The organism is Campylobacter sp. RM19072 (genome assembly GCF_024723485.1).
Classification (GTDB): domain Bacteria; phylum Campylobacterota; class Campylobacteria; order Campylobacterales; family Campylobacteraceae; genus Campylobacter; species Campylobacter porcelli.
Map to the genome: position 1 here is coordinate 1 of NZ_JANQCU010000025.1, position 12,026 is coordinate 12,026.

Consider the following 12,026-nt stretch of genomic DNA (forward strand, 5'->3'; position numbering starts at 1 on the left):
ACCCTTCCCCCCCCCTTTTTTTTTTTAACAACCCCCAACCCCTTGTAAAAGCCTTTCAATGTTGCTGAGCTAAAGCTCAGATTTAATAAAACAAATTTAAACCAAATAGGGTAACCCTACGAAGTAGGGACTTTAGGGGTTTCCAAAGGTTCACCTTTGGTCGCAAAGGTCGGCTTTGCTGACCTGCGAAGTTAAAAATAGGATAACCCTACAAAGTAGGGACTTTCTCAAAGAGAGTGTAAAACACAAGAGGTGGGTCAAGGGAGCGTAGCTCCTTGTCGCAAAGACTAGCTTGGCTCTAGCGAAGTTAAATATTTAAGCAGGAAGGAAAAAAAGCGAATTTGAATTTATTTTATGCTAAAATCTCGCATTTTTCTTTAAGGATATTTATGCAAATTTCAAAATACAACGCAAGTGGTAATGACTTTATCATATTTCAAGCTATTGATAATGCTAAATTTTATAGTATTAACCGCAGTGATTTGGCCGTTAGATTGTGCGATAGATTTAATGGTGTGGGTGCTGATGGGCTAATCATCATTAAGCGTTCTAAAGGTGATAGTGATTTTGCGTGGGAGTTTTACAATAGCGATGGGAGCGAGGCTGCGATGTGTGGCAATGGTAGCCGTGCGGCTGCGTTATATGCTTATAAAAATCAAATTTGTGATAATAGTTGTAGCTTTGAAACTGGCGCTGGGATTATCCGAGCTACCACTAATGAAAATAGCGTAGAAGTCGCATTAAGTCAGCCAAAAAGGCTAAGTGAGCCATTTTATGAGATGGGGCTTGAGTGGAGCTTTTATGATACTGGGGTGCCACATTTAGTGAGCTTTGTAGATGATTTGGCTAAATTTGATTTAGAGATTTGTAAGGCAATGCGTAAAAAGTATAATGCGAATGTAAATTATGCTAAATTTGATGGCAAAATGCTCTTAGTTAGGACATTTGAGCGTGGTGTGGAGAATGAGACAAATGCTTGTGGGACTGGAATGGCTGCGGCGTTTTTCACTGGATTTGAGAGATTTGGGCTTGATAAAAAGGCTAGTGTAATGCCTAAGAGCAAGGAGATTTTAAGCCTTAGATTTGATGGGCAAACTATCCATTTTGGCGGCAAGGTAAGCCATATTTTTGATACGGCGATATATTAAAAATTTAGCTAAATTTAAGTAAGATTAGCCAAAATATAAAGGATAAATTTGAAAAATATAAATGTAGCCCACTCGCCTGATGCTGATGATATTTTTATGTATAGTGCGATAAATTTGGGCTGGGTTGATAGTGAAATTTTGAGATTTAACTCTAAGGCTGATGATATAGAAACGCTTAATAAAAGTGCTTTAAAGGGCGAATTTGACGCTAGTGCGATTAGCTTTGGGTTGTATCCTTTCATTTACGAAGATTACGCACTTTTGCGGACTGCTGTGAGCTTTGGCGATGGGTATGGCCCAAAGCTTATAAAGAAAAAAGGGGTTAATCTAAAGCCAAATTTTAAAGTCGCACTAAGTGGGCAATATACCACAAATGCGATGCTATTTCGCATAGCTTACCCAAAAGCTAGAGTGGTTTATAAGAATTTTTTGGATATTGAAGGTGCGGTTTTAAGTGGCGAGGTCGATGCTGGCGTGCTGATACATGAGAGCATTTTGGAATTTAGTAGCGAGCTTTGCGTGGAGCGTGAAATTTGGGATATTTGGTGTGAGCTTAGGGGTGATGAGAGTTTGCCATTGCCACTTGGTGGAATGGCGCTTCGCAGAAGTCTTCCGCTAACTGATGCGATAGAGTGCGAAAGGGTTTTGACTAAGGCTGTTAAGATCGCTTATGATAATAAAAATTTACTCTCTAAAATGCTTTTAGAGCGAAATCTGGTGCGTGTAGATGATAAAAAGCTTGAAATTTATCTAAATTTATACGCAAATGATAGCTCCATAAGTATGAATGAAATTCAGATAAGAGCCTTAAATAGGCTTTTTGAGATTGGCTTTGGGAGTGGATTTTACCCTACCCTTATAAAGGCTGAGCCAAATTTCATTCCAGTTGAGTATCTAAAAAGTAGGAATAGCTAAATGCAAGGCGATTTAATCGGTCTTGGGGTTGAGACCTTCAAACTAGCTTTATCAATCAGCCTTCCTATGCTTATGGCTGGGCTAATCGCTGGGCTATTAATTAGCATATTTCAAGCTACAACGCAGATAAATGAGATGACGCTAAGCTTCGTCCCTAAGATAATTTTGGTCGTTATAGTGATTATATTTTTAATGCCTTGGATGATGAGCCAAATGATTGATTTTACGGAGCGAATTTTAAATATGATACCGACATTTATACAATGAAGATTGATTTTAGCAAGTATAGCTCTGTGAAAATCGGCGGGATTTTTGAAGTTGAGCTTATAGATGAGACTAGCGAGTTTGATGGAGTGATGATAGGTGGAGCAAATAATATTTTAATATCGCCAAATCCGCCTAAAATGGGGATATTGGGCTCTAAATTTGACTATATAAAGCTTAAAAATGGGGTATTAAAGATCGGCGCTAAAACTAGCAGTGCGAAAATATATAAATTTGCTAAGGATAATAATCTAGGTGGCTTTGAATTTATCAAAAAAATACCAGGAACGCTTGGCGGATTAATCACTATGAATGCTGGGATAAAAGAGTATGAAATCAGCCAAAATTTAAAATGTGTATCCACCTCAAAAGGGTTAAAAAGTAGTAGCGAGTGCGAATTTAGATATAGAGGCTCAAATATTGATGGTGTGATATTTGAAGCGAATTTTGAGATTACAAAAGAGTTTGATGATGAGCTAAGCGATTATCTAAACCAAAAGCGTAATAATCAGCCAAATGGCGCTAGCTTTGGGTCGTGCTTTGCTAATCCTAAGGGGGATTATGCTGGTAGGCTCATAGAGGCAGCTGGGCTAAAAGGATTTAGGATAGGTGGGTGCGGATTTAGCCATAAACATGCTAATTTTTTGATAAATTATGGCGGTGGCACATTTGAAGATGCCTTAAATCTTATAAATTTAGCCAAAGAGCGAGTTTGGGAGATGTTTGGTATTAGCTTAAGGTGCGAGGTAGTTATCTTGTAAATGCTATGCCTAGATTTATGGCGTTTTGATATTTATCATAGCTTTGAAGGCTCTTAGCATAACCACTAAATCCAGATAGATATAGATAAAATCCATTTTTAATAGGATATAGATAGCCTAACTCTAATGAGCTTTTATTTGTCTTATCAAATTTAAGATTATTTGTAAAAACTGCTTTGAAAATCGAGCCATTATCCATATGATAATCTAAATTTATATCGCCTCTGCCTTTGTAGTTTTGAATCTTTGGGTTATCATCTTTTTTATCGGGAATTCTTTTATATACTCTTGGGGTGATTGTAAGGTTATCTAGCTTAAAATCAACAGCCACATAAACCCTATTCCACGACCTTGATAGCTCATCATCTTTGCCATTAGAATCGTGTAAAAAGCCAAATTTGAGATTGGCTAAATTTGGGTAATTAAGCGGGATTTCTACAAATAATTCAGGCTGATAGTTCGTCTCATAAAATGGGGCCGAATCAGAGTATAGATCCCACCACGAAATTTGAGTATAAGCAAAATAGTAACGCTCATCAAAGCCTAATAAATCATCAAAAATCAGCTTTTTAAGGCTTATTTGAAACTGGCTTGAGATACTCTTTTTTAGGCTATTTGGACTGGAGTATGATAGGGGCATAAAGTAGTTAAGATGATAAGCACTAATCCCCCAAAATAGCTCATCGCTCTTAAGCGTTGTGGTTTGTGGTGGCTGTTTGGCGTCTAAATTTAGAGATTTTTGAGCTGAGAGTTTATAGTATTTTAATGCGTTTTCCTTATCGCCATTAGCTTCGAATTCTAAGGCCTTTTGATATAATTTATCCGCACCAAAGGCAAGATTATAGAAAAGAAATAGAGCTACAAATATTAGCTTTTTCATACTCATCTTTGGTATTTATATTAAAAAACTGCTTGGAATTTTCAAATTCCAAACTCTTAAAACCGCATTTTTTAGCTAAATTTGATAATCTTAAATCCCCATCTTGGATCATCTGTCTAGCTATTATGGCAACGCTAGGATGATAAAATCCGCATAAATAGTGTAGATGCTTGCCATCACTTGCTAAGGCTAATGGGCTATTTAAATTTGATAATTCGCATATGGTTTTGATCTCTACTAGCGGTGTATCAGCTGCTATTATAAATACTGGATTATGATAGTGTTTATCTAAATTTGCTATTACAAAAATAGGCGCAAACTCATCAAACCCATCAAGCAAAATAGGCAAAGATGGATTAAATTTACTCTGTTTTGTGGCTACTTTAATATCATCAAAAACTACTTTTAACCTATCATATAAAAAATGAGTGATACTAGCAAAGCCTCTAAACTCCAGCATGGTTTTATCCATACCAATTCTAGAGCTTTTGCCCCCTGCTAGTATCAATGCATTTTGCACTTATATATCTCTTGGATCTACGATTTTTCCAGCTATTGCACTAGCTGCGGCTACTGCTGAATTAGCTAGATAGACTTCGCTTGTCCTATCGCCCATTCTACCTACGAAATTTCTATTTGTAGTGCTAATGCATCTCTCGCCTGAGCCCAAAATCCCCATATATCCACCAAGACAAGCCCCGCAAGTTGGATTACTTACTACCGCTCCAGCTTCTACAAATATATCCATTAAACCCTCTTTTTGTGCTGTAAGGGCGATCTTTTGTGTGGCTGGGGTGATTATTAATCTTGTGTGTTTGGCTACTTTTTTGCCTTTTAGGATTTTTGCTGCGATCCTTAAATCGCTTAATCTACCATTTGTGCAGCTACCTATGAAGGCTTGATCTATTTTAATATCATCTTTAACAGCTTGGCTTATGCTTTTGCCATTGCTTGGCAAGAATGGATATGCTACTACTGGTTCTAGTTTGCTTACATCTATTGTTAGGATTTTTTCATAATTTGCACCCTCATCGCTATAGTGAATTTTAGGCTCGCTTCTTAAATTTACCTTGCTTAAAAACTCTTTAGTCACATCATCAACTGCGATTATACCGCTTTTACCACCAGCTTCGATCGCCATATTACAAAGGCTAAATCTACTATCCATATCTAAATACGCTATAGCATCGCCTGTAAATTCAAGCGCCTTATATAAAGCTCCATCTACTCCGATTTGGCGGATAACCTCTAGTATCAAATCCTTGCCATATATATGCTCTGCTGGTTTGCCGATAAACTCAACCTTAATCGTAGGAGGCACCTTAAACCAGTTTTTGCCAGTTATCATCGCATATGCTAAATCAGTGCTTCCCATACCTGTGCTAAACGCACCAATGGCCCCATGAGTACAGGTATGAGAATCAGCGCCTATTATCACATCTCCTGGCACTACAAGACCTTTTTCAGGCATTAAAGCGTGCTCTATACCCATATCTTTCTCATCAAAGAAATTTGGTAAATCATGCTCATAAGCAAAATCCCTACTAATCTTAGCTTGGTTTGCACTCATTATATCCTTTGCTGGAATGTAGTGATCCATCACTATAGCAAAGCCTTTTGGATTAGCAAGTTTTTTAGCACCACTTTGTCTAAATGCTTTTATGGATATTGGCGTGGTAATGTCGTTACCTATAACCATATCTATATTGCTCTCTACGATCTGCCCTGCGAATACCTCTTTGCCTACATGCTCGCTAAAAATTTTTTCTGTTATTGTCTGTTTCATATCTTTCCTTTAAATTTTAACCAAATTTCGTGATTGAATTGTAGCAAAATTTTGGTATAATCGTGCTTATGAAATATAAAATTTTAACCCAAATATCAGAGTTTTTGTCAAAATTTAATAAAATTTCAACCATAAAAAGAGTTGGCGATTTGATGATTGCGATTAAATTTGATGGGAGTTATGAGCTGATATTTGATCTAAATAAATCCCACTCATCTATCTATAAAAGCGATCAAATTCAGATAAAAGAGTATAAAGCCCCTTTTGATATTTTGCTTAAAAAGCGTTTAAATTCAGCCAAAATCCTAAGCATACAGACCTTGCCAAATAACAGAATACTCGCTATCAAAACAGCCTTTAGTGGCTCATATAAGCAGGTTATTAGCACCCTTTATCTGGAATTTACAGGGCGATTTACCAATGCGATAATATGCGATGAAAATGGGGTAATTCTAGAAGCCCTTAGCCACTTTGAGAATGCTAAAAGGAGCATAAAGGTTGGTAAAATTTTAACCTTGCTTGATGAAGTTCAGATAAAAGAGAAGCCAAGTGAAATTATAGAGGATTTTGATAGATATTTTATAGATGAATTTAGCAAAATCACTCTAAATAATCTTAATCTATTAAAGGCAAATAAGATCGCAAATTTAGATAAAAAAATTGAGATTTTAAATAGAAATTTATCCATCTTAGAGACCAGCCAAGAGCTAGAAAATAGAGCCAAAGAGCTTAATGAAATGGGAAATTTGATAATTTCAAATTTACATAATTTAAGCGATTATGAGCGTGATTTAAGGCTTATTGATTATGCTGGAAATGAGGTTCAAATCAAGATAGATACTCAGCCTAAAATAGCTGCAAATGAGATGTTTAAAACTAGTAAAAAATTAAAACAAAAAGCAAGTAATATCGAAATTCAAAAAGAGAATTTACTAACCAAGCTAGAGTTTTTAAATTCCTTAAAAAATGCGATAAGCTCAAGTAGCGATATAAGCGAAATAGAGATTTTATCCCCTAAAAAGCAAGGGCAAAAAAGCCAAGATAAATTTAGCGATTTAGTAGAAAATTTCTATATCAATGGCTATAAAATCAGCCTTGGAAAAAGCCAAAAAGGGAATGAATTTTTACTAAAAAATGCCAAAAAAGATGATTTTTGGTTTCATCTAAAAGATCGCCCTAGCACCCATGTGATAATAAAATCAAATAAACAAAATTTAAGCGATGAAGTAGCGCTCTTTGCAGCAAAATTATGCGCAAAATTTAGCACCAAATCAGCTGGAGTTTATGAGGTTGATTACACAAAAAGACAAAATGTCAAAATCCAAAATGGAGCCTTTGTAAATTATATAAATTACAAAACTATATCAATTAAAATTTAAAGGAAATCTATGGTAAAAGTGGAATTTTTAGGGCCAATTGGCGTTGGTGCGATGGAGCTGGAAGTCAAAAATTTAGCTGAATTAAAAGAGATTTTATCTCAAAATTCTCAAATTTCAAAATGGCTAGAGCTATGCGCTGTAGCCTTAAACGATGAGATAGTAAGCGATATAAATCAAGAGCTAAAAAATGGCGATAAAATCTGCATTTTACCACCAGTTTGTGGGGGCTAAAATGGAGCTATATGATGGAGCGTTAAATGCTAATGAGATTACAAACCGCTGGTATAATGATAATAAGCTAAAAAATTATGGAGCCATTATGAGCTTTGTGGGCGTGGTGCGTGATGAAGGCTGGATAGAGGGACTTAGCTTTGATCTATATGAGCCGATTTTAAAATCGTGGTTTGATCGTTGGCAAGAAAAAGCAAAAGCTCAAAATGCCATAATTTTAATGGCTCATAGCAAAGGAGATGTGGCTGTGCATGAGACGAGCTTTATAGCTGGAGTTTGTAGCCCACAAAGAAAAGTCGCCTTAAATCTCATAAATGAATTTGTAGAGGACTTTAAGGCAAATGCCCCTATATGGAAGTATGATTTAGTAAATAATGAGAGAATCTACGCTCTTAAAAGAAGTCAAAAGCTACAAAACGCTGGTATTTTGGCATAGATAAAGGAGTAAATTTGAGTTTTAATCTAGTTGCGATTGCTAGTTTTGTTATTATTATTGGCGGACTTAGCCTAGCTAGTTCTATTGTGGTGCCATTTTTACTTGCGGTTTTTATAGCTATTATTATTTACCCAATTTTAGAGCTTATGAGTAAAATTCACATTAACCGCTTCTTTGCCTTTATAATTTTGATTGGAATTTGCGGTAGTGGGCTTTGGTTTTTAGGCAGTGTAGTCGCTTCAGCAATTTTGAAATTTAGCACCGATTTGCCACTTTATAAGACCAAAATTGATATATTTATAGATAATCTTATACTTTATGTTAAAGATAAAGCAGATATTGATATAAGCAATAATATACTAAGCTTTATAAATATAGATAAATTGATTACAACCACATCAAATTTACTCCTTCAAACAGGAAGTCTTGTTACGCAATCTTTTTTAGTCTTTTTGCTTTTAGCTTTTATCTTATTTGAGTCTCAAATTTTTAAAGATAAGGTTGCCTATTTTGCCGCCAAAGACCCAACTACACTTCATATAGCCAATACATTTATATCAAATTTAAAACGCTACCTAGCCATCAAAACCATCTCATCTATCGCCACTGGCGTGATTGTGTGGGGATTTTTAGTGCTCTTTGATGTGCCTCACGCCTTGCTTTGGGCGATTTTAGCTTTTATACTAAATTACATACCAACAATTGGCTCCATCATAGCAGCAATCCCAGCAATTTTAGTAAGCCTAGCAGTAAATGGTCTAAGCGTAACTTTATGGCTTACGCTTATCTATTTGATGGTAAATGTGGCTATTGGAAATTTCATAGAGCCTAAATTTTTAGGCAAAGGACTTGGAATATCGACTCTTGTTGTGATTTTAAGTTTGCTTTTTTGGGGATTTGTATTTGGGATTGGCGGAATGTTTTTAGCTGTGCCACTAACTATGAGTATCAAAATCGCCCTAGATGCAAACCCAAGAACGAAATTTATCTCCGTTTTACTAAGTAACTAAGATATAAGGCTCATAAATTTACTCTTTATGGGCTTAGCTTAAAATAAATTTAATTTTATTTTATATTAAATATTTTTAAAAAATATATTTTAAAAATAGCAAAAATATTATATTTGATAAAATTTTTAAATAGAATTTTACCCCCATAAATTCACTATTTCAGATGATTTTTACCGATTTTAAAAATATATTAAGTTACAAGGCGTTAAAATTCTATTTGAAATCATTAATCAAAGGAGAAGTAATGGGTACAAGAAAAGAACACGATTTTATAGGCGAGTTAGAAATTAGTGATGATGTCTATTATGGCGTCCAAACATTTAGAGCTGTTGAAAATTTCAATATCTCTCACGATAGGTTAAAAAATTTCCCTAGATTTGTCCGTGCTATCACAAGAGTTAAAAAAGCAGCTGCGATGGCAAACTGCGAATTAGGTCTTTTAGATAAGGAAAAAGAGAGTGCTATAATAGCAGCTTGCGATAAAATTCTAGCTGGTGGATATTATGATCAATTTGTAGTAGATATGATCCAAGGTGGAGCTGGAACTTCAACAAATATGAATGCTAATGAAGTTATAGCCAATATCGCTTTAGAGCATTTAGGTCATAAAAAAGGCGAGTATCAATACCTCCATCCAAACGACCATGTAAATTTAAGCCAAAGCACAAATGACGCATATCCTACAGCACTTCACTTAGCACTACATGATTATTTAACTGATTTAGCCACAGCTATGGGATACCTTAAAAAATCTTATGAGAGAAAGGCTGAGGAGTTTAAAGATGTGCTAAAAATGGGTAGAACGCAACTTCAAGATGCGGTGCCTATGACTTTAGGCCGTGAGTTTAAAACATTTGCCGTAATGATAGGCGAAGATATCGAGAGAATTCTAGAAGTTAGAAAACTTGTATTAGAAGTAAATTTAGGTGGTACCGCTATCGGTACAGGTATCAACTCTCACCCAGATTATCCAAAAGTAGTAGAGAAAAAATTAAGAGAAGTTACAGGCCATGAGTATAAAGTAGCCGAAGACTTGATAGAAGCTACACAAGATACAGGCGTATATGTCCAAATTTCTGGTGTTTTAAAAAGGGTAGCTACTAAATTATCAAAAGTTTGTAATGACTTAAGACTTCTAAGCTCAGGGCCAAAATGCGGCTTAAATGAGATAAATTTACCAAAAATGCAACCAGGTAGCTCTATCATGCCAGGCAAGGTAAATCCTGTAATCCCTGAAGTGGTAAATCAAGTTTGCTACTCTGTAATCGGCTCTGATATTACTGTTACATTCGCTTGCGAAGGCGGTCAATTACAATTAAATGTCTTTGAACCAGTTGTAGCATATAGTCTATTTAACTCAATTATCATGCTTGAAAAAGCCATGAAAACTCTAGCTGACAAATGTATAGATGGAATCACAGCTAATGAGAAAATTTGTAGCGATTTTGTCTATAACTCTATTGGTATCGTTACAGCATTTAACCCATATATCGGCTATGAAAAATCAGCTAGCATAGCCAAAGAAGCCCTACAAACAGGCAAAAGTGTAGCAGATATCTGCTTAGAGCGTGGCTATCTAACCAAAGAAGAGATTGATAAAATCTTAACACCTGCTAATATGCTTAATCCACATATGGGCGAAAAATAATATTAAATTTAAACTCAAAATCTGCTAGGCCTGCCTAGCAGATCAAATATAAGGAGAATCTATGGATTTTGTATTGATTTTACAAATCATTGTCTTGCTAGGCGCTATCTTTGTGGGTATTCGCCTTGGTGGTATCGGTATTGGTTACGCCGGTGGTATCGGCGTTGTTATCTTAGGTCTTTGTCTTGGTATGAAACCAGGCGCTATCCCTTGGGATGTTATTTTGATCATTATGAGCGTTATCGCTGCTATTTCAGCTATGCAGCTCGCTGGCGGATTAGACTACTTAGTCCAAATAGCTGAGAAAATCCTTCGCTCAAATCCAAAATATATCAACTTTTTAGCACCTACTGTTACATATTTTTTAACAATTCTAGCTGGGACAGGCCACACTGCGTTTTCTATGATTCCTGTTATCGTCGAAGTCGCTAAAGAGCAAAATATCAAACCTTCAGCTCCACTATCAATCGCAGTTGTATCAAGCCAAATCGCTATCACAGCCAGCCCTGTTAGTGCGGCCGTTGTATATATGACTGGCGTGTTAGAGCCACTTGGTTGGAGCTATCCAACTTTGATTGGATTATGGCTAGTAACTACATTTGCTGGTTGTATGCTTACTGCTTTGATAATCACTCTATTTTCTAATCTTGATCTAAGCAAAGATCCAGTCTATCAAGAGCGTTTAGCTCAAGGTTTAGTCAAACCTTCAATAGGCGTTCAAAATAAAGAGCTAAAACCAGGTGCTAGACTATCTGTTGGTATATTTTTAATTGGCGTTTTACTAGTGGTTTTATACGCTACAGCGATCTCAAAAGTAGGCGGTAAGCCAGTTCTTATAGAAAATGTCGTTGTCCCTAGAGATGCTGCTATTATGAGCTTTATGCTAGGTGTGGCCACATTTATTACAATCTTTTGTAAAATTGAAGTTGGCAAAGTAGCCGATACAAGTGTATTTAAATCAGGTATGGTAGCGTGCGTTTGTGTTCTTGGTGTTGCGTGGCTTGGTAATACATTTGTTGGCGGTTATACAGAAGAGATTAAAACTCTAGCTGGTGATTGGGTTAAAGCTGTTCCATCACTACTTGCTGTTATATTCTTCTTTGCGGCTATGCTTCTATACTCTCAAGCAGCAACCGCTAAGGCTATCACTCCGGTGGTTATAGCAGCCCTTGGTATCAGCGCAGCTAATCCAGGCGATGCATATATGCTAGTTGCGTCTTTTGCTGCTGTTTCGGCTCTATTTGTATTGCCTACATATCCTACACTTCTTGGTGCGGTTCAAATGGACGATACAGGCTCTACAAGACTTGGTAAATATGTATTTAACCACGCTTTCTTAATCCCTGGCGTTTTAGCCATTGCTTTTTCTGTGGCATTTGGCTTTATCGCTTCTGTACTTGTGTAATTAATCTTCCCTAGGCATAACCTAGGGATTTTTAATAAAATTTTCGCAATAGCAAAACAACCTAAATGGTTGTTTTGCGGAGAAAATTTGGAATGTAACCCTTGACCCACCTGAAGCACCTACTTCGTAGGGTTCCCCTTATTTGCCTCAAATTTGTCTTATT

Annotated in this window: 13 protein-coding genes; 10 read left to right on the top strand and 3 right to left on the bottom strand. The window is 36.2% G+C overall.

The annotated features are described in order from the left end of the window. Window positions 1-389: 389 nt before the first annotated feature. The 4 genes from dapF to CSUIS19072_RS07975 are packed head-to-tail and all read left to right on the top strand — an operon-like array spanning window position 390 to window position 3,088. Complete coding sequence (dapF, locus tag CSUIS19072_RS07960; protein ID WP_086293750.1) at window positions 390-1,148, top strand: diaminopimelate epimerase; 759 nt, start codon at window positions 390-392, stop codon at window positions 1,146-1,148. A gap of 48 nt (window positions 1,149-1,196) precedes the next feature. Then, window positions 1,197-2,063: a menaquinone biosynthesis family protein gene (locus tag CSUIS19072_RS07965; protein ID WP_086293752.1), complete on the top strand. Its 867-nt coding sequence runs from the start codon at window positions 1,197-1,199 to the stop codon at window positions 2,061-2,063. Next, window positions 2,064-2,330, top strand: coding sequence for a flagellar biosynthesis protein FliQ (fliQ, locus tag CSUIS19072_RS07970; RefSeq protein WP_086293754.1), 267 nt, complete (start codon window positions 2,064-2,066; stop codon window positions 2,328-2,330). After that, a complete protein-coding gene (locus CSUIS19072_RS07975) occupies window positions 2,327-3,088 on the top strand; it encodes a UDP-N-acetylmuramate dehydrogenase (RefSeq protein ID WP_086237128.1) in 762 nt (253 codons plus the stop codon). Before fliQ ends, CSUIS19072_RS07975 begins: the two co-directional genes overlap by 4 nt. Here the strand turns inward: CSUIS19072_RS07975 and CSUIS19072_RS07980 are convergent. The 3 genes from CSUIS19072_RS07980 to leuC are packed head-to-tail and all read right to left on the bottom strand — an operon-like array spanning window position 3,078 to window position 5,754. Next, window positions 3,078-3,968 (bottom strand): phospholipase A, encoded by an 891-nt coding sequence (locus CSUIS19072_RS07980; protein ID WP_086242314.1) that lies wholly within the window; start codon window positions 3,966-3,968, stop codon window positions 3,078-3,080. The two genes, CSUIS19072_RS07975 and CSUIS19072_RS07980, sit on opposite strands and share 11 nt — an antisense overlap. Then, complete coding sequence (locus CSUIS19072_RS07985) at window positions 3,928-4,488, bottom strand: NTP transferase domain-containing protein (RefSeq protein WP_086293756.1); 561 nt, start codon at window positions 4,486-4,488, stop codon at window positions 3,928-3,930. Before CSUIS19072_RS07985 ends, CSUIS19072_RS07980 begins: the two co-directional genes overlap by 41 nt. Further along, the gene (gene leuC / locus CSUIS19072_RS07990) at window positions 4,489-5,754 is read right to left on the bottom strand and encodes a 3-isopropylmalate dehydratase large subunit (protein ID WP_086237131.1); all 1,266 of its coding nucleotides are present in this window, start codon (window positions 5,752-5,754) and stop codon (window positions 4,489-4,491) included. A 68-nt stretch (window positions 5,755-5,822) separates the two neighbouring features. Here leuC and CSUIS19072_RS07995 point away from each other — a divergent pair, with 68 nt between their 5' ends. The 6 genes from CSUIS19072_RS07995 to CSUIS19072_RS08020 all read left to right on the top strand — a co-directional run bounded on the left by CSUIS19072_RS07995 (window position 5,823) and on the right by CSUIS19072_RS08020 (window position 11,863). Next, on the top strand, window positions 5,823-7,133 hold the full coding sequence (locus tag CSUIS19072_RS07995) for an NFACT RNA binding domain-containing protein (protein WP_086293784.1): 1,311 nt from the start codon (window positions 5,823-5,825) through the stop codon (window positions 7,131-7,133). A 9-nt stretch (window positions 7,134-7,142) separates the two neighbouring features. Further along, window positions 7,143-7,364, top strand: coding sequence for a MoaD/ThiS family protein (locus CSUIS19072_RS08000; RefSeq protein WP_086293758.1), 222 nt, complete (start codon window positions 7,143-7,145; stop codon window positions 7,362-7,364). Window position 7,365: 1 nt separating this feature from the next. Further along, window positions 7,366-7,800 (top strand): molybdopterin synthase catalytic subunit, encoded by a 435-nt coding sequence (locus CSUIS19072_RS08005; RefSeq protein WP_086293760.1) that lies wholly within the window; start codon window positions 7,366-7,368, stop codon window positions 7,798-7,800. Window positions 7,801-7,814: 14 nt separating this feature from the next. Continuing rightward, complete coding sequence (locus tag CSUIS19072_RS08010; protein WP_086293762.1) at window positions 7,815-8,810, top strand: AI-2E family transporter; 996 nt, start codon at window positions 7,815-7,817, stop codon at window positions 8,808-8,810. A 244-nt stretch (window positions 8,811-9,054) separates the two neighbouring features. Then, complete coding sequence (aspA, locus tag CSUIS19072_RS08015; protein WP_086293764.1) at window positions 9,055-10,458, top strand: aspartate ammonia-lyase; 1,404 nt, start codon at window positions 9,055-9,057, stop codon at window positions 10,456-10,458. A 61-nt stretch (window positions 10,459-10,519) separates the two neighbouring features. Further along, window positions 10,520-11,863, top strand: a complete 1,344-nt coding sequence (locus CSUIS19072_RS08020; protein ID WP_086293766.1) for an anaerobic C4-dicarboxylate transporter — start codon at window positions 10,520-10,522, stop codon at window positions 11,861-11,863. Window positions 11,864-12,026 lie beyond the last annotated feature (163 nt).

Bases quoted from the DNA above. Each gene is read 5' to 3' on its own strand.
- fliQ (WP_086293754.1), top strand. From the start codon at position 2,064: ATGCAAGGCGATTTAATCGGTCTTGGGGTTGAGACCTTCAAACTAGCT.
- CSUIS19072_RS08005 (WP_086293760.1), top strand. From the start codon at position 7,366: ATGGAGCTATATGATGGAGCGTTAAATGCTAATGAGATTACAAACCGC.
- aspA (WP_086293764.1), top strand. From the start codon at position 9,055: ATGGGTACAAGAAAAGAACACGATTTTATAGGCGAGTTAGAAATTAGT.
- leuC (WP_086237131.1), bottom strand. From the start codon at position 5,754: ATGAAACAGACAATAACAGAAAAAATTTTTAGCGAGCATGTAGGCAAA.
- dapF (WP_086293750.1), top strand. From the start codon at position 390: ATGCAAATTTCAAAATACAACGCAAGTGGTAATGACTTTATCATATTT.
- CSUIS19072_RS08020 (WP_086293766.1), top strand. From the start codon at position 10,520: ATGGATTTTGTATTGATTTTACAAATCATTGTCTTGCTAGGCGCTATC.
- CSUIS19072_RS07980 (WP_086242314.1), bottom strand. From the start codon at position 3,968: ATGAAAAAGCTAATATTTGTAGCTCTATTTCTTTTCTATAATCTTGCC.
- CSUIS19072_RS07995 (WP_086293784.1), top strand. From the start codon at position 5,823: ATGAAATATAAAATTTTAACCCAAATATCAGAGTTTTTGTCAAAATTT.
- CSUIS19072_RS07975 (WP_086237128.1), top strand. From the start codon at position 2,327: ATGAAGATTGATTTTAGCAAGTATAGCTCTGTGAAAATCGGCGGGATT.
- CSUIS19072_RS08000 (WP_086293758.1), top strand. From the start codon at position 7,143: ATGGTAAAAGTGGAATTTTTAGGGCCAATTGGCGTTGGTGCGATGGAG.